Origin of the sequence: Streptomyces sp. NPDC001480 (assembly GCF_042894725.1) — a bacterium.
Classification (GTDB): domain Bacteria; phylum Actinomycetota; class Actinomycetes; order Streptomycetales; family Streptomycetaceae; genus Streptomyces.
In genome coordinates this window covers 210,299-230,529 of sequence record NZ_JBIAVX010000003.1, presented here as the reverse complement: position 1 = coordinate 230,529, position 20,231 = coordinate 210,299, and the positions used below count along the sequence as shown (strand labels likewise).

The window sequence follows — 20,231 nt, the reverse complement described above, 5'->3', positions numbered from 1 at the left end:
ACTCCCTGACTGCGGCGTACCCGTCAATACGGATCGGACGAGATCCCGGGGCGTCGGCCCATCGCGGGTGGAAGAGACCTCCGGCAGCGATGACGCTGACTGTTTGCCGTTACGTACTGCCGGAGGCGCAGTGGAAGTCACCACCACCCTGTGGGTCCTGACCATCGTCGGCCTCGCCGCTCTCATCGCGGTCGACTTCTTCATCGGGCGCAAGCCCCATGACGTGTCCATCAAGGAAGCCGGGATCTGGACCGTCGTCTGGATCGCCCTGGCCGGGCTCTTCGGCGTCGGCCTGCTCGTCTTCGGCGGCGGACAGCCCGCCGGAGAGTTCTTCGCCGGCTTCATCACCGAGAAGTCGCTGAGTGTCGACAACCTCTTCGTCTTCGTCCTGATCATGGCGAAGTTCGCCGTGCCCTCGCAGTACCAGCAGCGGGTGCTGCTCGTCGGAGTGCTCATAGCCCTGATCCTGCGGGCCGTCTTCATCGCCGCCGGAGCGGCGATCCTCGCCAGCTTCTCGTGGGTCTTCTACCTCTTCGGTGCCTTCCTGATCTGGACCGCCTGGAAGCTCATCAAGGAGGCCCGGGCCGACGAGGAGGACGAGGAGTTCGAGGAGAACAAGCTGCTCAAGGCGGCCGAGCACAAGTTCGGTGTGGCCGACCGCTACCACGGCACCAAGCTGTGGATCCAGCAGAACGGCAAGCGCGTCATGACGCCGATGCTCGTCGTGATGCTCGCGATAGGCACGACGGACGTGCTGTTCGCACTGGACTCGATCCCCGCGATCTTCGGCCTGACGCAGGACCCGTACATCGTCTTCACCGCGAACGCCTTCGCCCTGATGGGCCTGCGCCAGCTGTACTTCCTCATCGGCGGTCTGCTGAAGAAGCTGGTCCACCTCTCCTACGGGCTGTCCGTCATTCTCGGCTTCATCGGCGTGAAGCTGGTGTTCCACGCGCTGCACGAGTCCGGGGTGCACGTCCCGGAGATCAGCATCCCGGTCTCGCTCGGCGTGATCTGCGCGGTCCTGGCGGTCACCACCGTCACCAGTCTCATGGCGTCCAGGAAGCAGGCGGCGCTCGAGACGGCGCAGGCAGGCGACGAGAGCGCTCCGAAGGACAGCATCGACGCCTGACCCCGTCGGACGTAGGAACAACCAGCACGGGGAGCGGTGCGTGGCGCATTGCCGACCATCGCTCCCGGTGCTTCGTTGGGTGCTGAGCGCGTCCCCGGCCGGGGACGCCGTTGCCCGGGGGGAGACGTCCGTGACGTTCGTCCAGATCATCGAGTTCGAGACCGACCGCATCGAGGAGATGAGGCAGCTTTCCGAAGACATGGACAACCGCTCGGCAAACCGCGAGGACGGCCCCACCCGCCGGCTCGTCCTCGCAGACCGCAATCAGCCGGGCCGCTACCTCGCGGTGATCGAGTTCGACTCGTACGAGGAGGCCATGCGCAACAACGGCGATCCCGAGACAAGCAAGTTCGCCGAGCAGATGGCCGCCCTGTGCACCCGGCCGCCGTCCTTCACCGACTGCGACGTCGTGGACATGAGCGAGTTCGGGTAACCGACGCGCTGCACACCCGGTCCGCCGGGGGTCCTTACCGCGTCGGCAGAGGCCCCCGGCAACGAAAGGACTGGAATGCGAACCGTGTACACCTCTGCCACCATCACCGCATGATCGCCAAGCTCAGGTCGCTCACCACCCAGTGGACGTTCCTCGTGCCGGTTCTCGCGGTCGTCCTCCTCATCCTGACCTGGGGCAAAGATCTGCCCGGAGTGGTCGTCGCGCTGGTCACCGTGGTCCTCGCCGGTTCCGTGCTGGCCGCGGTGCACCACGCCGAGGTGGTCGCCCATCGCGTCGGCGAACCCTTCGGTTCCCTCGTCCTGGCCCTGGCCGTGACGGTCATCGAGGTCGCGCTCATCGTCACGCTCATGGCCGACGGCGGCGACAAGAGCGCGACGCTGGCCAGGGACACGGTCTTCGCGGCCGTGATGATCACCTGCAACGGCATCGTCGGCCTGTGCCTGCTGGTCGCCTCGCTGCGGCACGGCACAGCGGTCTTCAACCCCGAGGGCACCGGTGCCGCCCTCGCGACCGTGGCCACCCTGGCCACGCTCAGCCTCGTGCTGCCGACGTTCACCACCAGCAAGCCCGGCCCGGAGTTCTCCTCCATGCAGCTGACCTTCGCGGCGTTGTCCTCGCTGATCCTCTACGGCCTGTTCGTCGCCACCCAGACCGTGCGGCACCGGGACTACTTCCTGCCCATCGCCCGGCAGGGCGGGGTGATCGAGGCGGACGACCACGCCGACGTGCCGACCGTCCGTACCGCGTGGATCAGCCTGGCCATGCTCGGCCTCGCCCTGATCGGTGTGGTCGGACTGGCCAAGGGGGTGTCGCCCACCATCGAGTCGGGCGTGTCGGCCGCCGGTCTGCACCCGGCCGTCGTCGGTGTGGTCATCGCTCTGCTCGTGCTGCTGCCCGAGACGATCGCCGCCCTCCGCTCGGCCCGCCGCGACCGCGTGCAGACCAGCCTCAACCTCGCCTACGGCTCGTCGATGGCCAGCATCGGTCTCACCATCCCAGCCGTCGCCCTCGCCTCCGTCTGGCTCTCCGGTCCGCTCGTTCTCGGCTTGAGCGCGATCCACATGGTGCTGCTCGCCCTGACGGTGGTGGTCAGTTCCCTGACGGTGGTGCCGGGGCGGGCCACACCGCTGCAAGGAGGCGTCCACCTGGTGCTGTTCGCCGCCTACCTGGAGCTGGCGATCAACCCGTAGCGGTTCGACCGGTGACCGGTTCCACCGCCGCGACCACCGGCACCGGACGCGTCTCGGGCAGCAGCGCGAAGCACCCGAGGCTGAACAGTGCGACCCCGGTCAGATAGGCGCCCACGCCCCAGGGCACACGGCCCGAGTGCTCGGCGAGTGCGGTGGCCACGATGGGGGTGAGCGCGCCGCCGAGCACCCCGCCGAGGTTGTAGCCGACCGCGGCGCCGGTGCAGCGCACCCTCGGCTCGTACAGTTCGGGCAGATACGCGGCGATCAATGCGAACATGGTGATGAACGCGAGCAGCGCCCCGAGGAAGCCGAGGAACATCAGCGCGGGCGCACCGGTCGCCAGGAGCGCGACCATCGGGAACATCCACAGCGCGGCCGCCGTACAGCCCGCCAGGCACAGGGGCCGCCGCCCGAACCGGTCGCCGAGCAGCGCCATCAGTGGGGTGAACGCCCCCTTGACGGCCACGGCGGCCATGACACAGGTCAGCATGACAATGCGGCTCACTCCCAGCCGTTCCGTCGCGTAGGCCAGGGACCAGGTCGTCACGGCGTAGAACACCGCGTAGCCGACCGCGAGCGCGCCGGCCGTCAGCAGCACCAGCCGCCAGTGGTCACGTACGACCTCGACGAGCGGCACGCGGGCGTGGTCCTCGATCTCCAGGAACCGGGGGCTCTCCACCAGCGAGCGGCGCAGCCACAGCCCGGCCACGGCCAGCACCCCGGCGGCCCAGAACGGCACCCGCCACCCCCACTGCGCGAACTGCGCGTCGGACAGCAGCGCCGACAGCGCCAGCATCAGGCCGTTGGCCAGCAGGAATCCCAGAGAGGGACCCACCTGCGGGAAGCTCGACCACAGCGCGCGCCGCCCGGCCGGTGCGTGCTCGGCCGTCAGCAGCACCGCCCCGCCCCACTCACCGCCGAGCCCCAGCCCTTGCAGGAAACGCAGGAGCAGCAGCGACAGGGGTGCGGCCACGCCGATCGTGCCGTACGTCGGCACGCAGCCGACCGCGACCGTGGAGGCGCCGGTGAGCAGCAGCGAGACGACGAGGACCGGCCGGCGCCCGTGCCGGTCCCCGATGTGCCCGAACAGCACCGAGCCCAGCGGCCGGGCCACGAACCCCACCCCGAAGGTCACGAAGGCCGCCAGCGTCCCGGCCAACGGCGAGAACGTCGGGAAGAACAGCGGCCCCAGGACCAGGGCGGCCGCCGTTCCGTAGGCGAAGAAGTCGTAGAACTCGATCGCTGTCCCGGCGAGCGAGGCGGCCCCGAGCCGCAGCATGGAGGGTGCCCTTACGGTGCGTACGTCGCGCATGCCGCGTCAACTACCCACGGTGACCGGTGGTTACGGGGGCGTGCGGGGGTACGTCCCTGTGTCAGTAGGTGACCGTGATGCGCCGGGCCGGGCCGTCGACGCGGACGGTGCCCCCGTAGGGGATGACCAGTTGCGGATCCGTGTGGCCGAAGTCCACGTCGAAGACGGCCAGTGTGCCCGGGGCGTACGCGCTCAGCGCCCGCCGCACTGCCTCGCGTTGCTCGGCGGCGTACCGCGCGCCCTCCTCCGGGCCGTTGCGGTGCTCGAAGGACCAGGTCTTCGCGCGGCCCATGAGGAGCGCCGGGAAGCGCTGCAAGAGGCCGCGCTCGCCCATGCCGCGCAGGATCCGGAACACCTCCGTGGCGCTCGGCAGTTCCTCCGAGGTCTCCAGGAACAGCACGCCGCCGTCGTACAGGGACAGGTCGTGCGACACCTCCCGGTCGGCCATCAGCAGCCAGGAGAGGATCTCCAGGTTGCCGCCCCAGGCCCGGCCCTCCACCACGCGGTCGGCGCCCAGCCAGGTCCAGCCGGTGCCCGGCCGGGTCGCCGGTTCCGCCTCGAAGGTCGCGGGGTCGGCCCAGTCGCGGTCGACGTCGTTCCAGTGCTCGGCGGGGCGCAGTTCGTACGGGCCCGAGGTGAACAGCGCCGCCCGCAGGGAGTCGGCGGTCCACGGGTGCATGGCTCCGGGTCGGCCCAGTTCGCACATCACCCTCGCGCCGTGGTAGGCGACCACGCCGGCGTTGTACAGGAACGCGAGCAGGTTGGTGTTGTCGCTCATCCCGAAGAAGGGCTTCGGGTTGGCCCGCAGCAACTCCCGGTCCAGCAGCGGCAGGACGGTGATCTGGTCGTCGCCGCCGATCGACGCGATGACCGCCTTGACCGACGGGTCCGCGAAGGCCGCGTGGATGTCATCGGCCCGCTCCCGGGGGGTGGTGCCCATCTTCCGCGTCGCCGGGTACTCGACCGGTTCCAGGCCGAACTCCTCGCGCAGCCGGCGCAGGCCCAGTTCGTAGGGGCGCGGGAAGAGCTCGGGCAGGCCGTCGGAGGGCGAGACGACGGCTATGCGGTCGCCGGGCGAGGGCTTGGGAGGGTACTGGGGGGCGGTCATGCCCGGGAGCGTACGGCCTGCGTCCGCCTCGTTTCACCGTGATAAACCGGGGGTGAGCAGCGGTCCCCGGCGGGCCGCTCACGCCGAACGGACCGGAGGAACCGTGACCCGCACCCTGGCCAACTCCCCGATCATGATCCTCAACGGGCCCAATCTGAACCTGCTCGGCCAGCGTCAGCCCGAGATCTACGGCTCCGACACGCTCACCGACGTCGAGGCGCTGTGCGTCAAGGCGGCGGCCGCGCACGGCGGCACGGTCGACTTCCGGCAGTCCAACCACGAGGGGGAGCTGGTCGACTGGATCCACGAGGCGAGGCTGGGCCACTGCGGGATCGTCATCAATCCCGGCGCCTACTCGCACACGTCGGTCGCGATTCTGGACGCGCTCAACACCTGTGACGGCATGCCCGTGCTGGAGGTCCACATCTCCAACATCCACCAGCGCGAGTCGTTCCGGCACCACTCGTACGTCTCCCTGCGCGCCGACGGCGTCATCGCGGGATGCGGCGTGCAGGGCTATGTGTTCGGGGTGGAGCGGGTCGCGGCGCTGGTTGGGGCGGCGCGGACCGAGGCGTAAGCCCCGGGCGCCATGGCGCCCGCCCCTTACAGGCGGCCCGCTTCCACGATCCGCCGCAGGAACCGCCGCGTGCGCTCCTGCTGCGGATCGCCGAAGACCTGCTCGGCGGTGCCGCGCTCCAGCACGACCCCTCCGTCCAGAAAACAAACCTGGTCCGCGACATCGCGGGCGAAGCCCATCTCGTGCGTCGCCAGCACCATGGTCATGCCGTCGTCCTTCAGATCGCGCACCACGGTGAGCACCTCGCCGACCAGTTCCGGGTCGAGGGCCGCGGTGATCTCGTCGAGCAGCAGCAGCCGGGGACGCACCGCCAGGGCACGCACGATCGCCACCCGCTGCTGCTGGCCGCCGCTCAGCCGGTCCGGGTACGCGTCCGCCTTGCCGCCCAGCCCGAGCCGCTCCAGCAGCTCCCTGGCGCGTTCCTCGGCCTCCGCGCGGGGCACGCCGTGCACCCGGCGCGGGGCCAGTGTGATGTTCTCCAGCACCGTCATGTGCGGGAAGAGGTTGTACGCCTGGAAGACCACGCCGATACGGCGCCGGACGGCGTCCTGGTCGGCCCGCGGGTCGGTGATCTCCTCGCCGTCCAGCCAGATCGCGCCGTCGTCGATCTCCTCCAGCAGGTTGGCGCACCGCAGCAGCGTGGACTTGCCGGAGCCGGAGGCACCGATCAGCGCGGTCACCGTGTGCGGGGCGACCTCGAGGCCGACGTCCCGCAGCACGACCGAGCCCCCGAAGGTCTTGCGGACGGACTCCATCCGCAGGACGGGCGCGTCGCTCATATGGCTCCTCCCTGGGCCCGCTGCCGGTCCATCCTGGCCGTCACCCAGTCCGTGAGACGGGTCATCGGGATGGTCAGCGCCACGAAGACCAGCCCGGCGACGATGTACGGCGTGTAGTTGAGGCTGCGTTGGGCGATGATGTCGGCCGCCCGTACGGCATCGATCGCGCCGCCGATCGAGACGAGCCCGGTGTCCTTCTGGAGCGACACCAGGTCGTTCAGCAGGGGCGGCACCTGACGGCGTACGGCCTGGGGGAGCACCACGTACCGTAGCGCCTGCCGATTGGTCAGACCCAGCGAGCGGGCCGCGGCGCGCTGCGAAGGGTGCACGGACTCGATGCCCGCGCGGAACACCTCGGCGACGTACGCGGAGTACGTCAGTGTCAGCGCCGTACCGCCCAGCAGCACGGGATCGACGGTCACGCCCTGGAGGCGCAGCGCGGGTACCCCGAAGACCACGATCATCAGGTTGATGATCAGCGGGAGACCGCGGAAGAAGTCCGTGTACGCCGCCGCCAGCACCCGCAGGGGGAAGAACACCGGCCCCGGCAGTGTGCGTGCGATGGCGATCAGCATGCCCAGGACGAGCACCAGTACGCCGCAGATCAGCAGCAGCCGGACGTTGAGCCACAGACCGTCGAGAACCTTGGGGAAGGCCTCGCGCGCGTAGTGCCCGTCGAAGAAGGTCTCCTTGGTGCGCTGCCAGCCCGGCGCGCTGACCACGACCACGTACAGGACGACGGCCGTGACCAGAGTCGACAGCGCGGCGATCGCGGTCGCGCGGCGGGAACGTGCGCGCTTGTGGCGCTCCCGCTCCAGCCGTCGCTCCGAGGGGACGTAGGCGTCCCCTCGCATGTCGTCGTCGCCGGAGTCCTCCCCGGCCTCTTCCTTCGTGACCGTCACTTGAGCACCGGAGCGTCGACGGCGTCCGACAGCCACTGCTTCTCCAGCTTCGCCAGGGTGCCGTCCTCGCGCAGGGCGTCCACGGCCGACGTCACGCAGGAGGTGAGGTCGCTGCCCTTGTCCAGGACGAGCCCGAACTGTTCGGGCGTGCCGCCCTGGTTCTCGAACTGGCCGACGATCCTGGCGCTCGTCACCTGGGCCGCGGTGACGTAGAAGGCAGTCGGCAGGTCGACGACGATCGCGTCCACCTGGCCGTTCTTGAGCGCCGAGACGGCCTGGTCGTTCTTGGAGTACGCGGCCGCCTCCTGAGACGGCTTCACCACGTCGTCGATGTAGTCGAGGCTGGTGGTGCCCACCTGGGCGCCCAGCTTGAGCCCCTTGAGGTCCGCGATGCCCGTCGCCTTCGCGGCCTTGCTGCCCTTGAGCGCGATGACGGCCTGGCGGACGTCGTAGTACCCGGAGGAGAAGTCCACGGCCTTCTTGCGCTCGGCGCTGATGGACACCTGGTTGATGTCGAAGTCGAAGGTCTTCACGCCGGGCGCGAAGGCCTTGTTGAAGGGGACGCTCTGCCAGACGACGGCGTTCTTGCCGTAGCCGAGCCGCTGCGCCACGGCGTAGGCGACCGCCGACTCGAAGCCCTTGCCGTTGGCGGGCTTGTCGTCCTTGAACCAGGGCTCGTACGCCGGCTCGTCGGTCGCGATCGTCAGCTTGCCGGAGGTCTCGGTGGCCAACTTGCCCTTCGCACAGCTCTTCCCGGCCGACCCGGACGGAGAGGCGGCGGCCTTCTCCGCGGGCTGCGGAGCGCAGCCGACGGCGGTGGCGAGCAGGGCTATGGCCGCCGAGGCGACGGCGCGGCGCAGTGCGCGAGGGGCGAGTTGCATGGCGGGAGAGTGGCAGCACGGCGCCCGTTTGTCGAGGTCAAAGCGCCAACTGTCCGCATATTGGGAGCGGGTGTTGCATTTTCGTGAACACGTCCCCGCGGGGCTCGCCTGAGCCGCCGGCCGAGGGCGGGGAAAGGTAGGCCGGCGGCCCGTTCCGCGCGGGTGCCGTCTTCCCGCGCGTGGCTCCTACCAGTTGAGCGCGCAACAACGCGCCCCGCGAGCGCGCACGCGCCGTCAGCATGTGTGCGCGGTTCACACGGGGCGCGCGCGAGGCTCGCGCGGGGCGCTCGTACGCACTCGCGCGGGGCGCGGGGGCGCGGCGTACGCGCCGCGGGCCGGACGGTGCCTCACCACCCGCGCGCGTGCCACTCCGGCAGATGCGGTCGCTCGTCGCCCAGGGTGGTGTCGTTGCCGTGGCCCGGATAGACCCAGGTCTCGTCCGGCAGCACCTCGAAGATCTTCGTCTCCACGTCGTGGATCAGGCTGGCGAACGCCTTCGGATCCTTGAACGTGTTGCCCACGCCGCCCGGGAAGAGGCAGTCGCCGTCCCCGAGGACCGACCCCGGCGGCCTCGCCGGAAGCGCGCCGGACCCAGCGTGAGCGAGGAGCGGCGGCTCTCCTGCGCCGGCACCGGTGCTGGCCGCCGCCATCCACCGCGCAGGGCTGCCCTTCCGGCACATCGCCCACGCCTCCGGCGTTCGGCTCCTTCGGGGCACTCGCCGCAGCCTCCGGCGCGTCTCGCCGGTCGCGCGTGATGACGGTGAGAGAGCGGCCCTACTCGGGGTCGAGCACGGCTTGGATGGCCGGGGCCAGCCCTCTTTCGATCTCGTCCGGTGTCAGGGTGGTCACTGCCGGAAGGCGCAGCAGATAGCGGGTGAGCCCGAGGCCGAGGAGTTGCGCGGAGACCAGGCCGGCGCGCTGTGCGGCGACTTCTGGGCCCAGGGCGGCGGCCAGCGTAGGAGCGACCTGCGCCGCGAAGATCTCGTGCATCCGCGCCGCGGCCTGTTCGTTGGTGACCGCCGAACGCATCATGACGAGCAGCGCGTCGTCGGCAGGGTCGCCCTCCCAACGTTCGAGGAAGTGCCGCACCAGGGCTTGGGCGAGCTTGTCCGCCGGGACGCCCGAGAGGTCCGGCAGGCGCAGGTCGATGGCGAGTGTCGCGTCGAAGAGCTGGGCCTTGTTTCCGAAGTAGCGCATGACCATCGACGGGTCGATGCCGGCATCGGAGGCCACGGCTCGGATGGTGGTGCGCTCGTAGCCCTGGGCTGCGAATCGTTCTCGTGCGGCGCGCAGGATCGCGGCCTTGGTGCGATCCGAACGCCGATCGCTGCTGGTGATCTCGGTGGGTCGTGTCATGCCAACGACTGTAGGCCAACGCGTGTTGACCTTCCAGCGTGAAGTCACGCATGATGTCAACGAACGTTGGCCTACAAACGTTGGCAAACGGCTGTTGACTCACGTCCTGAAGGAAAGAGACATGAACACCACCGCACTCCCTGACCGTACGGAGGTCGCCATCGTGGGCGGCGGCCCGACCGGGCTCGCGCTCGCCGTCACGCTCGCCTCGGCCGGCATCGACTTCGTCGTCCTGGACCGGCTGGCCGAGGGTGCGAACACATCGCGTGCCGCCGTCGTCCACGCCCGCACCCTGGAGGTCCTGGACGAGCTGGGAGCCTCCGAGGAACTGATCGCGCGAGGCGTCCAGGTCACCCGGTTCGCCGTCCGCGACGGTGCGCGGAGACTGTTGACCGTGCCGTTCGACCGGCTGCCCACGGCGCACCCGTACACGCTGATGGTTCCCCAGTACGAGACCGAGAGCGTGCTGCTGGAGCGGTTGCGCGCGCTCGGCGGCGACGTGCACCGCCCCTACGAGGTCGCCTCCGTCGTCCACGACGAGGACGGTGTCACGCTCACCATGACCACCGGCGAGACGCTGCGCGCCGCGTACGCCGTCGGCGCCGACGGTATGCACAGCACCGTGCGCGAGGCCGCGGGCATCGGGTTCACCGGCAACGCCTACGCCGAGTCCTTCGTGCTCGCCGACGTCATGATGGACTGGGCCCCGGGCCCCGAGGAGGTCTCGCTCACCTTCGGCACCGCGGGACTCACCGTCGTGGCGCCGCTGCCCGGAGGGCACTACCGGGTCGTCGCCACCGTGGGCGACGCGCCCGCCACACCGGACATCGACTTCGTCCAGCGGCTGCTCGACGAACGCGCCCCCGGCCAGGCCAAGGTCACCGGCCTGGCATGGTCGTCACGGTTCCGGGTGCATCACCGGGTCGCCGACCACTACCGTGCCGGCCGTCTGCTGCTGGCCGGCGACGCCGCTCACGTGCACAGCCCCGCCGGCGGGCAGGGGATGAACACCGGCATCCAGGACGGCTACGCCCTGGGCCAGGCGTTCGCCACCGGGCAGCTCGACGGCTACGAGGCGCGGCGTCGGCCCGTCGCCCAGCGGGTGGTCGCCTTCACCGACCGGATGACCCGTGTCGCCACCACGCGCAACCCGATGGCCCGTGGGGTACGCAACATCGTGCTTCCCCTGCTCGGCCACACGGCGATGCCCAGGAAGCTCGCGACCGAGCTCGCTGAGCTCAACTACCGTTAGGACAAACGTTGTTCGGGGACGTTTCAGGCCGTCTTCTCCTCGAAGGCCAGCACGTGGTGGCCGGTGTCCCACAGCAGGGTCAGCAGGGCGCGTACCGACGCCTGGTCGACGTTGTCGACGACCAAGACGGTGCCGTCCGCGCCCGGTGTCGACACGTGATCGAACCTGGTTTCGATCACGTCCAGAAGGCTGCGGGAGATCGGCCGGTGCAGGGTGAGCTCGTAGCGGGGAGGGGCCATGAGCCCAGGGAACCCTTCGCCCGGGTGGCCGCGCACCACCCGCCGGGAGAAGCACCCGGGGTGGGGTCAGATCAAGCCGAGCTCGCGCCCCGCTGTGACGGCGTCGTGCCGGGAGGCGACGCCGAGCTTGCGGTACAGGCTCTTGTTGTACGCCTTGACCGTGTTGATGGACAGGAACATCGCGGCTCCGATCTCCCGCTGGGTGGCCGGCCCCTGCAGTGCCCGCAGGATCGACAGCTCGCGGTCGGTCAGTTCCTCCGCGAGGGCGCCGGAGCGTACTGCGGTACGGGCGCCGGCCCGGCCCAGCCGGGCCTCGCTCTGCTCGAGCCGCCGCTTCGCGTGGGTGCTCACCGGCTCTTCGTCCACCACCTCGCGGGCCCGGGCCAGTGCGGCGCGGGCGGCGGGCCGGTCGCCGCGGGCGAGTTCGGCGTCCGCGAGGTACAGCAGGCCGAGAAAGAGTGTCGTCGGCCGCGGGTGGAGTTCTGCGAGGGCGACGGCACGGCGCAGCAGTACCGCGGCCCCCTCCACGTCGGCGTTCAGGTAGCGGAGCCGGCCGGCGGCGATCCGCAGCGCGGCGAGCCCTGGGGTGCTGGCCTCCCTCCCCTCACGCTCGACGGCGTCGGCTGTGGGACCGGCCTCGCGCAGCACTCGGCCGCACTCTTCGCCGCGGCCGGCCTCGACAAGGCTGACCGCCAGCATGCCCGCTACAGCCATCACGGTCCACAGGGGCCAGGAGTCGCGGTGGCGGTGCTGCCACATGTCGAGCAGCAGGGCCGCTGCCTCGTCGAACCGGCCGTCGCGAGCCAGCACGCCACCGAGCGTCGCCGGGACGTGGGGGTGCGCGGAGACACCGCCGGTGGTTTCCAGTTCGAGAGCCTGCCGCGCCAGGGCCACGGATCGCGCGGCCTCGGCATCCGACATGCCGAAGCCCGCGCGCACGGTGAGCACGGCACCGCGGAAGCTGTGCCAACCGGCCATGACGGTGTCCGGGGTGGCGCGCACCTCGCAGACGTCCAGCCAGCGGTTCACACGGTCCTGGTCGCCGCAGAGCGCCGCCGCGAAGGCCAGCGAGTAGGCCAGCTCCGGGCCCACCGCTCGTCCGGGCAGCCGCTCGCCGAACTGCAAGTACGTCGCCGCGGCCCCGCGGCGGAAGAACCAGCTCTCCGCGTTGTGCAGCATCAGTTCGGCGGCCTCTTCGTCGCGGTCGGCCCGCAACAGGTGGTGCACCGCGTCGTCGATGCGGTCCTGGTCGGCGAACCAGATGGCGGCATGGCCCAAGACCTCACGCGAGTCCGTCGTGGACTCACGTCCCAGAACCTCCCGGAGCAGATGATGACACCGGTACCACTGCTGCTCGCCGTCCAGGGCTGCCACGAACAGATCGGCCCTGACCAGATCGGCCAGCACCCCGGCCGATCCGGTCACCTGCAGTGCGGCGTCGCACAACGGACCGGAGAGCCGTTCGAGCGGCGCGGCCCGCACCAGCAGGTCGCGATGGCTCGGCGCGAGGCCCGGCAGAACCTCCGCAGCGAAGTAGTCCAGCAGATGCCGGTCGTCGGCGTGGGCCTGCGCCGAGTCCGCGCGCAGGGCGAGAGCGGCCAGCTGCAGGCCGGCCGCCCATCCTTCCGTCCGTTCCCATACGGCTGCCGCGACCGCTTCGTCGAGGTCGTGCCCCGACACCGCGGCCACCAGGGCCGCCGCCTCGGTGGGCGAGAAACGCAGCTGTGCCGCCCGCAGCTCGGTCAGGTCACCGCGGGCCCGCAGCCGTGCGATCGGCAGTGGCGGGTCGGTGCGCGAGGCGATGACGATGCGCAGCGAGGCGGGCAGGTATGCCACGAGGTACTCGACCGCCTCGTGGATCCGGCGATCGGCGAGCAGGTGGTAGTCGTCCAGGACCAGTACGTGCGGCACCGCGGTCGCTGCCAGTTCGTTCAGCAGCATCGGCAGCGCGAGGTCGATGGGGGAGACGCTGGCCGCGTCCAGTGCCTGCAGCGGGCCTGCGCTGATCGCGTCGCCGGCGTTGTGCAGCGCGGTGAGTACATAACTCCAGAACCGGACTGGTTCGTCGTCGTTCTCGTCGAGCGAGACCCAGGCGATGCGGCGCTTCTCCTCGGGGTCCGCCGCCCAGCCGCTGAGCAGACTCGTCTTGCCCCAGCCGGCGGGCGCCACCACCACCGTCAGACGGGTTTCAGCCAGACGCAACTGCCGCTGCAGGCGTTCACGAGGGACCGCGCCGGCCCGGGCCGGCGGGATCACCTGCTTCACGGCCAGCAGAGGCCGCGTAGGACTGTCCGACGTCACGACGCTCCCGACCTGCGGCCCGGTACCGCAACCCGACGCCGATTCTGCCAGCCCCACCACCCCGGGTACATCTCGCGGCAGGGTGGTGCGCCGACACCCTGTCCGACGCGAGTCTCCTGCCACAACCCGAGGCCGCGCGACAGGAGAGACGCAATGGCCATTGACACCGTCCCAGACGAACCCCCGGAGATCGCCTTCACCCGCAGGGACGCGCTGAAACTGGCGGGCCTCGGCATCGGCTCGGTAGCCACCCTCGGTGTGGGCGTCGGCGGACTGCGGGCCGTCACCAACGGCGCCTTCAGCGCCGGATCCGGCGACCCGTACGACCTCTGGCACGACTGGACCACGATGTCCGGCATCGAGCAGGTGGTCGCCGCCGGTGTCCTGGCGTGCAACCCGCACAACACCCAACCCTGGCGCATCCACGTCGACGGGGACACCATCGACGTGCACTCCGACCCCAGCCGGCGGATGCCGCTCAACGACGCCAGTGGCCGCGAGCACTTCGCCGGGCTCGGCTGCGCCGTGGAGAACATGGTGATCGCCGCTGGACCGGCCGGCTTCACCACCGAAGTCGTCCTGTTCCCGGACGGCGTCGCTGCGGAACACGTCGCGCGGATCGTGCTGCGGGAAGGCGGCACCGTGCGGGACCGCGACCTCGCCGCCGCGATGCCACACCGGCACACCAACCGCGGCCCCTACACGTCTGCGGCCGTCGACCTCAGCGGCTTCACCGGGCAAAGCTCCCGCATCGACGGGGCGAGCGTGCTCTGGATCACCGACGAGCAGACGCGGGAACGGCTGGGACGGCTCTACGTCGAGGCCACCGAGGCGATCACCAAGGACACCGCTCAGTCGAGCGAGGCGTTCAGCTGGTTCCGCAGCTCGCGCGACAGCATCGATAAGCACCGCGACGGGCTCACCCTCGACGGTCAGGGCCTTAGCGGGCTGACCCTGTTCGCCGCGAAACTCCTGCCGGCGCAGTCCCGCAAGGACGGCGACGCCTACTGGGTCAAGGCCACCCGCGAGGTGCACACCGCGACCGCCGCCGCCTACGGCGTCATCGCCGTGGACGACGTCACCGACCGCACCGCCCAGGTCAACGGCGGACGGCTGCTGGCCCGCATCCACCTCACCGCCACCACGCTCGGCCTCGGCCTGCACCACATGAACCAGATCACCGAACGCATCGACCGCGACACCGCGGCCGCCACCCCCGACGTCTTCTCCGCCCGCTGGGCCGCCCTGCTCGGCCGCCCCGCCTCGACCGGCCTGCTGTCCTTCCGCATCGGCCACCCCGAGCGCACACCGGGCCTCAGCCCGCGCCGCCGCCTCGACGACGTCGTCACCAGCTGACCCATGCCCGGGCGGCGAGTCTGAAGCGCCGCCCGTCCACCAGTTTTCGTACATAGGAGATTCCCCATGCCCGCCTCACCCGCCACGGGCCCGGCCACCGGTCCGGTGCGCGCACTGCGCCCCGGCGCCGTCCTCGCCGTGACCTGCCTGGCCCTTGCCACCGTCGTGTCGGCGATGGCATCGCTGAGCGTGGCGCTGCCCGACGTCGCCCGGGAGACACACGCCAACCAGACCCAGCTGTCGTGGATCATCGACTCCTACAGTCTGATCTTCGCCTCACTGCTGCTGTTCGCCGCGACCCTCGGCGACCGCTTCGGCCGCCGCAAGGCCCTGCTCGGCGGCGTCGGACTTTTCGCCGCCATATCGTTCGCCGCGACCTTCACGGACGAACCGGGCGTCCTGATCACCTTGCGTGCCCTGCTCGGCGTGGCCGCCGCGTTCGTCATGCCCGCCACCTTGTCCACGATCACCAGCACGTTCCCCCGCGATCAGCTGGCGCGTGCCATCAGTGTCTGGGCTGCGGTCGCCGGCGCGAGCGCGGCGCTGGGACTGTTCGCCTCCGGGCTGCTGCTGGAGGTGTGGTCGTGGCGATCAGTGTTCTGGCTGAACGCGGTGATGGCCGCCGTGGCGTTCTTCGGCACCCACTTCTTCGTCCCGGAGTCCGCGCAGCCGGGCAAGCACCGGGTGGACGTGGTCGGAGCGGTGCTCACCGTGGCGGGGCTGGGGGTGCTGGTCTACTCGGTGATCGAGGCGCCCGAGCACGGCTGGGGCAGCACGCGGACCCTGACCGGCATGGCCATCGGGCTCGTCGTCCTGGCCGCCTTCGTCGCCTGGGAACTGAGGCACCCGCATCCCCTGCTCGACCCGCGGCTGTTCCGCCACAAGGCGTTCGCGGCCGGGTCGATCTCGACCACGCTGCAGTTCTTCGCATTCTTCGGGTTCATCTTCGTCACCATGCAGTACCTCCAACTGGTGCGCGGTGACAGCGCCCTGATGGCCGCGGTGAGCGTGCTGCCGATGTCCGCGGCGATGATCCCCAGCGCCCGGCTCGCCCCGCGCCTGGTCGCCCGGCGAGGCGCCCGCGGCCCGTGGACCGTCGGCCTTCTCCTGGTCACCACCGGCCTGGTCGTGCTGGCCCAGCTCGACGCCGGCAGTTCGTACTGGCTGGTCGCCGGCGGGCTGGTGCCGCTCGGTGCGGGCATGGGCCTGGCCACCACGCCGGCCACCGCGGCAATCACCGACGCCCTGCCGCCCCGTCTGCAGAACGTGGGCTCGGCCGTGAACGACCTCTCACGCGAGCTCGGCGGCGCTCTGGGCATCGCCGTCCTCGGCAGCCTCATGAGCGCCCAGTACCGCGACGAGCTCGACACCAGCGGGCTCCCCGCCCCGATCGCGCACGCGGCCCGCTCCTCCCTCGCCGCCGCCAACCACATAGGCCAAGCCACAGGCAACCCGGCACTGATCGAGCGGGCCCGGGACGCCTTCGCCTCCGGGATGCACCTCGCCCTCGTCAGCGGCGCCGCGACCACCCTCCTGGCCGCCGTCGTCGTCACCCTCCTGCTGCGCCGAAACGGCAAACCGGCCACGGCCGCCGCAGAGACGCAGACCGATGGCGCGGACCGGGACACGGCGCAGGCGACGGCGTAGGCCGACTGCCGGACACATCCACCAACGACGGGCGGCGCGAGGGACCACGATCCGTCCCGCGCGCCGTACCGGGAAGGGAACCGACATGGCACCACCGCGTACGCAGGCGGTGCACCAGCCCGGCCCTGAGCCGTTGCCGGAGCCTCTGGAAGCCCTCACCCGGGCCTTCGCTCTCCTCGGCACACGTGGCACCGGGCTCGTCATCACTGCCCTGGCCAAGGGCCCGGCCGACCTCCACCTCATTCACGAACGCGTTCCCGGCCTCAGCGACGGCCTGCTCACCCGACGCCTTCGGGAGATGACCGCCCTCGGCCTGGTGGCCCGAACCGACCACCCGGGCACCCCCGCACCCACCGTCTACACGCTCGCCTCACACGGCAAGGCGCTCCTCATTCCCCTGGCCGCCCTGACCGTGTGGGCACAGGACCACCTCCCTGCGAAGGCCCCCGGGGAAGCGCGACCTCCGCAACGCGACCGGGCGGGGGCGGGCCGCAGTGGCCCGAGCGGTCGCGCGAAGGCCAGGGGTGACAGCGCCTCGTCGTTAGCGCCGACGAGCACCATCGACATCCACAGAACTGGAATTGGGAAAATGAGCGCACACGAAAACGTCGACCTGGGTCATACGGTCGCCGGCTGGACCGGAACAGCCGTCGCACTGGTCGGCTTCTGCGTCGCAGGTCTCGGAGTCATCGCAGTGTCCGCGGCCTTGGTGATCTCCGGCGTCGCAGTGATCGCCCTGGCCGCGGTCATCACCTGGCTTCTCCACCTGGCGGGCTGGGGGAAGCCCAGCGGCCCCCGCCCGGCCGACCAGTGGGACTGGCGGGTGAAGGACCTCGGCGCCCGGCAGGGGCACCCGGACTGCCTGGGGTGCCGTATGGCCGGAAGGCGAGTCAAGGCGGTCGCGACGAGCGCACAGCCGACGTCCGTGGCAGCCACCTTGCCGCCGCCGCGCCAGAACCCGCACAGCTCGGGCGTCCAAACAGCGGGGCCTGTGGAAGAGGGCCAGCCGCTCCTCTAGCGGCTACGCCGCTGACTGCCCGTCGGAAAGCATCTTCAGAACAGAGACAAAGAGCAAAGGAGAGGCCGGTAATGGCTGCTGAGAACACATTCGACGACCTATGCGCCCGCGAGGACGGCGTGGCGATCGACGACGGCCTCGCGGCCAACCGGGCCCTGTGGGACGACCTCGCCGCATTCCACGGCACCGATCCTGAAGACCGGTCGTACGATGTGCAGGCATTCCTCGCCGACGGGCAGACGCTGCGCGGGATCGAGCGGGAACTCGCGGGCGACGTGGCAGGCAAGGATCTGCTCCACCTGCAGTGCCACTTCGGTATGGACACCCTGAACTGGGCGCGCCTGGGCGCACGCGTCACCGGCGTGGACTTCTCCTCCAGGGCGATCGCACGGGCACGAACCCTGGCGGAACAGGCCGGTCTGGCCGCGGAGTTCGTGGAAGCGGACACCCAGCGCCTCCCCGACGCCCTGGCGGGCAGGTTCGACCTGGTCGTCGCCACCTACGGGGTCCTGTCCTGGATCGGGGACCTCGGTGCCTGGATGGGCGGTGCGGCGACAGCGCTGCGGCCGGGCGGCCGACTCGTTCTCGTGGACCTTCACCCCGTCTTCCAGACGGTGCTCACGTTCGACCCCTTCGTGGCCGACTGGCCCTACGGTGGCGGCGCACCGCAGCACGACGCGATGACAGGCACCTACGCCCACGCCGACGCTCCCCTCCAGCCGAAGAGGTCCACCCAGTATCCGTATTCGGTCGGCGAGATCGTGACAGCGGCCGCTTCGGCGGGGCTGGTCGTCGAGCGCCTCGGCGAGCACACGGAAACCGAGACCGACGGGCGCCACATCCTGCCGCAAGGCCCGGACGGCCTGTACCGGTTCCCGTTCAGCGACACCTACCTGCCCATCCTGTACTCGCTCAGCGCAGCTCTCCCGCCCCCACCCGATGGACACCCGAGGGACGCCGGCTGCCGAGGGCCCCGCCCCGCAGAGGTCACAAAATCCTCGAGCCTGTGACAGACCGGAGTTTCCGAAACATGCACTACTTGCACGTCGATGTCTTCAGTTCACAGCCCTACAGCGGCAACAGCCTGGCGGTGTTCCCCGACTCCGCGGGGCTCAGCGGGCAGCAGATGACGCGCATCACCCGGGAGATGCGGCATTTCGAATAGGTCTTCCTCGCCTGCCACCCCGCCCATGAGCGGACCTGGGGTGCGCGCGTCTTCGACCTCGCCGGGGAACTCGACTTCGCCGGCCATCCCCTCATCGGGGCGGCATCTGTCCTGCACGCGCTGCACGGCGCCGATGACACCGAGACCTGGCCCCTGGAGCTGAAAGCCCGAACGGTCGACGTCACCACCCGACGCCGCGCAGCGGGCCGCTACACCGCCGTTCTCGACCAGGGCCCCGCCGCATTCCTCGGCCGCCCCGACATCCCCGAGCTGGCCTCCTGGTTCTCCTTGGACGCCGACGACCTGGACCCGGACCTGCCTCCGGAAGTGCTCTCGACGGGACTCCGATACCTCATGGTCCCCGTGCGCGGTGACGCGCTGGAACGCGGCCGAATCGCCCATGACCTCGAAGCCCCGCTCGCCGAGCTCGGCGAGCAGTTCGCCTACCTGCTCGACGCCGCCGCGCTGGAAGGACGCCACTGGAACAACGACGGCCTCCTGGAGGATGTGGCCACCGGCTCCGGCGCCGGCTGTGCCGCCGCCTACCTGCGGCGGCACAGCCGGATCGGTGACGGAGAGACCGTCACCCTGCACCAGGGGCGCCTCACCGGCCGCGCTAGCCGGATGGCAATCAGCGCACACGGCGAAGGGCAGGACATCCGCTCAGTGAGGGTTGGCGGCGAGGTGGCGTTCGTTGCCGAAGGGCACCTCAGGGCGCTGCCCGCATGAGCCTCTCCGCATTGCCCCGACGCCATCCGCGCCGCAGTCGGACCTGATGGGGTCCGCAGGATGCCGGACGCCCGAGCGGGTCGGCCCAGGAACCGCAGGCGTCGACGTTGACCATGCCTCTGCGATCCCGGGGGGATGAGGACCTGCGGCCGGGTGGCTGGCGGGCACATGGATCACCAGCCTCGTGCGCGCCACTCCGCGAGGTGGGGCCGCTCCGTGCCGATGGTGGTGTCGTTGCCGTGGCCGGGGTAGATCCACGTCTCGTCGGGCAGGATGCCGAACAGCTTGGTCTCCAGGCCGTCCATCAGGGAGTTGAACTCTTCCGGACGTGTTGTCCTACCAGGACCGCCGGGGAAGAGGCAGTCGCCGGTGAAGACGTGCGGGTGGCCGTGCGGGTCGTCGTAGACCAGCGCGATGGAGCCCGGGGTGTGCCCCACCAGATGGCGCGCGGTGAGTTCCACGCGCCCCACCCGGATGGTGTCGCCGTCGTCCACGAGGACGTCCGTCGGCACGGGGATGCCGGCGGCGTCCTCGCGGCCCGCGTACGTCCGGGCGCCGGTGGCGGCGACGACCTCGGCGAGCGCCTGCCAGTGGTCACCGTGCCGATGCGTGGTGACGACGGACGCGATGCCGTCGTCACCGATCATCCCCAGCAGTGTCCGCGCCTCGTTGGCGGCGTCGATCAGCAGCTGCTCGTCCGTGGCCCGGCAGCGCAGCAGATAGGCATTGTTCTCCATGGGACCCACCGCGATCTTGGTGATCATCAGGTCCTTGAGCTCGTGCACATCGGCCGGTCCGCCGACCGTCACCTCTCCGCTGTACGTCATGACGAT

General features: G+C 70.5%; 19 protein-coding genes and 3 pseudogenes. 12 read left to right on the top strand and 10 right to left on the bottom strand.

Features of this window, described 5'->3' with window-relative positions; genetic code table 11:
* Nucleotides 1-130: 130 nt before the first annotated feature.
* The 3 genes from ACFY01_RS08315 (at nucleotide 131) to ACFY01_RS08305 (ending at nucleotide 2,776) form a co-directional block, all read left to right on the top strand.
* The gene (locus ACFY01_RS08315; RefSeq protein ID WP_390734880.1) at nucleotides 131-1,132 is read left to right on the top strand and encodes a TerC family protein; all 1,002 of its coding nucleotides are present in this window, start codon (nucleotides 131-133) and stop codon (nucleotides 1,130-1,132) included.
* A gap of 130 nt (nucleotides 1,133-1,262) precedes the next feature.
* Nucleotides 1,263-1,565 (top strand): hypothetical protein, encoded by a 303-nt coding sequence (locus ACFY01_RS08310; protein ID WP_390734879.1) that lies wholly within the window; start codon nucleotides 1,263-1,265, stop codon nucleotides 1,563-1,565.
* 110 nt (nucleotides 1,566-1,675) lie between these two features.
* Nucleotides 1,676-2,776, top strand: a complete 1,101-nt coding sequence (locus ACFY01_RS08305) for a calcium:proton antiporter (RefSeq protein WP_390734878.1) — start codon at nucleotides 1,676-1,678, stop codon at nucleotides 2,774-2,776.
* Here the strand turns inward: ACFY01_RS08305 and ACFY01_RS08300 are convergent.
* Together ACFY01_RS08300 and ACFY01_RS08295 are read right to left on the bottom strand one after the other, a co-directional pair.
* Nucleotides 2,766-4,088, bottom strand: a complete 1,323-nt coding sequence (locus ACFY01_RS08300) for an MFS transporter (protein WP_390734877.1) — start codon at nucleotides 4,086-4,088, stop codon at nucleotides 2,766-2,768. The two genes, ACFY01_RS08305 and ACFY01_RS08300, sit on opposite strands and share 11 nt — an antisense overlap.
* A 61-nt stretch (nucleotides 4,089-4,149) precedes the next feature.
* Nucleotides 4,150-5,196, bottom strand: a complete 1,047-nt coding sequence (locus ACFY01_RS08295) for a S66 peptidase family protein (protein WP_390734876.1) — start codon at nucleotides 5,194-5,196, stop codon at nucleotides 4,150-4,152.
* A 103-nt stretch (nucleotides 5,197-5,299) separates the two neighbouring features.
* On the opposite strand from ACFY01_RS08295, the gene aroQ reads away from it, so the two are divergent.
* Nucleotides 5,300-5,773, top strand: coding sequence for a type II 3-dehydroquinate dehydratase (gene aroQ, locus ACFY01_RS08290; protein WP_390734875.1), 474 nt, complete (start codon nucleotides 5,300-5,302; stop codon nucleotides 5,771-5,773).
* A 26-nt stretch (nucleotides 5,774-5,799) separates the two neighbouring features.
* Here aroQ and ACFY01_RS08285 read toward each other — a convergent pair whose 3' ends face one another.
* The 5 genes and pseudogenes from ACFY01_RS08285 to ACFY01_RS08265 form a co-directional block, all read right to left on the bottom strand.
* Nucleotides 5,800-6,552: an amino acid ABC transporter ATP-binding protein gene (locus tag ACFY01_RS08285; protein ID WP_390734874.1), complete on the bottom strand. Its 753-nt coding sequence runs from the start codon at nucleotides 6,550-6,552 to the stop codon at nucleotides 5,800-5,802.
* Nucleotides 6,549-7,454, bottom strand: coding sequence for an amino acid ABC transporter permease (locus ACFY01_RS08280; protein ID WP_390734873.1), 906 nt, complete (start codon nucleotides 7,452-7,454; stop codon nucleotides 6,549-6,551). Before ACFY01_RS08280 ends, ACFY01_RS08285 begins: the two co-directional genes overlap by 4 nt.
* Nucleotides 7,451-8,335, bottom strand: a complete 885-nt coding sequence (locus tag ACFY01_RS08275; protein ID WP_390734872.1) for an ABC transporter substrate-binding protein — start codon at nucleotides 8,333-8,335, stop codon at nucleotides 7,451-7,453. Before ACFY01_RS08275 ends, ACFY01_RS08280 begins: the two co-directional genes overlap by 4 nt.
* A 347-nt stretch (nucleotides 8,336-8,682) precedes the next feature.
* Nucleotides 8,683-8,880: pseudogene (locus ACFY01_RS08270) on the bottom strand (MBL fold metallo-hydrolase); the annotation flags it as partial.
* A gap of 229 nt (nucleotides 8,881-9,109) precedes the next feature.
* A complete protein-coding gene (locus ACFY01_RS08265) occupies nucleotides 9,110-9,691 on the bottom strand; it encodes a TetR family transcriptional regulator (protein ID WP_390734871.1) in 582 nt (193 codons plus the stop codon).
* Between the two features lie 121 nt (nucleotides 9,692-9,812).
* Here ACFY01_RS08265 and ACFY01_RS08260 point away from each other — a divergent pair, with 121 nt between their 5' ends.
* Nucleotides 9,813-10,943 carry an FAD-dependent oxidoreductase gene (locus ACFY01_RS08260; RefSeq protein ID WP_390734870.1) on the top strand — a complete coding sequence of 377 codons (1,131 nt, stop codon included), beginning with the start codon at nucleotides 9,813-9,815 and terminating at the stop codon, nucleotides 10,941-10,943.
* Between the two features lie 23 nt (nucleotides 10,944-10,966).
* Here ACFY01_RS08260 and ACFY01_RS08255 read toward each other — a convergent pair whose 3' ends face one another.
* Together ACFY01_RS08255 and ACFY01_RS08250 are read right to left on the bottom strand one after the other, a co-directional pair.
* Nucleotides 10,967-11,182 (bottom strand): hypothetical protein, encoded by a 216-nt coding sequence (locus ACFY01_RS08255; protein ID WP_390734869.1) that lies wholly within the window; start codon nucleotides 11,180-11,182, stop codon nucleotides 10,967-10,969.
* 66 nt (nucleotides 11,183-11,248) lie between these two features.
* Complete coding sequence (locus tag ACFY01_RS08250; protein WP_390734868.1) at nucleotides 11,249-13,447, bottom strand: LuxR C-terminal-related transcriptional regulator; 2,199 nt, start codon at nucleotides 13,445-13,447, stop codon at nucleotides 11,249-11,251.
* Between the two features lie 189 nt (nucleotides 13,448-13,636).
* Here ACFY01_RS08250 and ACFY01_RS08245 point away from each other — a divergent pair, with 189 nt between their 5' ends.
* From ACFY01_RS08245 to ACFY01_RS08215, 7 genes and pseudogenes are all read left to right on the top strand, one after another.
* Nucleotides 13,637-14,839 (top strand): Acg family FMN-binding oxidoreductase, encoded by a 1,203-nt coding sequence (locus ACFY01_RS08245; RefSeq protein WP_390734867.1) that lies wholly within the window; start codon nucleotides 13,637-13,639, stop codon nucleotides 14,837-14,839.
* Between the two features lie 66 nt (nucleotides 14,840-14,905).
* Nucleotides 14,906-16,486 (top strand): MFS transporter, encoded by a 1,581-nt coding sequence (locus ACFY01_RS08240; RefSeq protein ID WP_390734866.1) that lies wholly within the window; start codon nucleotides 14,906-14,908, stop codon nucleotides 16,484-16,486.
* Nucleotides 16,449-16,865 (top strand): annotated as a pseudogene (locus ACFY01_RS08235) (winged helix-turn-helix transcriptional regulator); the annotation flags it as partial. The gene ACFY01_RS08240 and the pseudogene ACFY01_RS08235, both read left to right, overlap by 38 nt.
* 210 nt (nucleotides 16,866-17,075) lie before the next feature.
* On the top strand, nucleotides 17,076-17,504 hold the full coding sequence (locus tag ACFY01_RS08230; RefSeq protein WP_390735270.1) for an HGxxPAAW family protein: 429 nt from the start codon (nucleotides 17,076-17,078) through the stop codon (nucleotides 17,502-17,504).
* 71 nt (nucleotides 17,505-17,575) lie between these two features.
* Nucleotides 17,576-18,514 (top strand): class I SAM-dependent methyltransferase, encoded by a 939-nt coding sequence (locus ACFY01_RS08225; RefSeq protein WP_390734865.1) that lies wholly within the window; start codon nucleotides 17,576-17,578, stop codon nucleotides 18,512-18,514.
* Between the two features lie 20 nt (nucleotides 18,515-18,534).
* A complete protein-coding gene (locus ACFY01_RS08220; RefSeq protein WP_390734864.1) occupies nucleotides 18,535-18,669 on the top strand; it encodes a PhzF family phenazine biosynthesis protein in 135 nt (44 codons plus the stop codon).
* A gap of 15 nt (nucleotides 18,670-18,684) precedes the next feature.
* Nucleotides 18,685-19,398 (top strand): annotated as a pseudogene (locus ACFY01_RS08215) (PhzF family phenazine biosynthesis protein); the annotation flags it as partial.
* Nucleotides 19,399-19,571: 173 nt separating this feature from the next.
* Here the strand turns inward: ACFY01_RS08215 and ACFY01_RS08210 are convergent.
* Nucleotides 19,572-20,225 carry an MBL fold metallo-hydrolase gene (locus tag ACFY01_RS08210; protein ID WP_390734863.1) on the bottom strand — a complete coding sequence of 218 codons (654 nt, stop codon included), beginning with the start codon at nucleotides 20,223-20,225 and terminating at the stop codon, nucleotides 19,572-19,574.
* Nucleotides 20,226-20,231 lie beyond the last annotated feature (6 nt).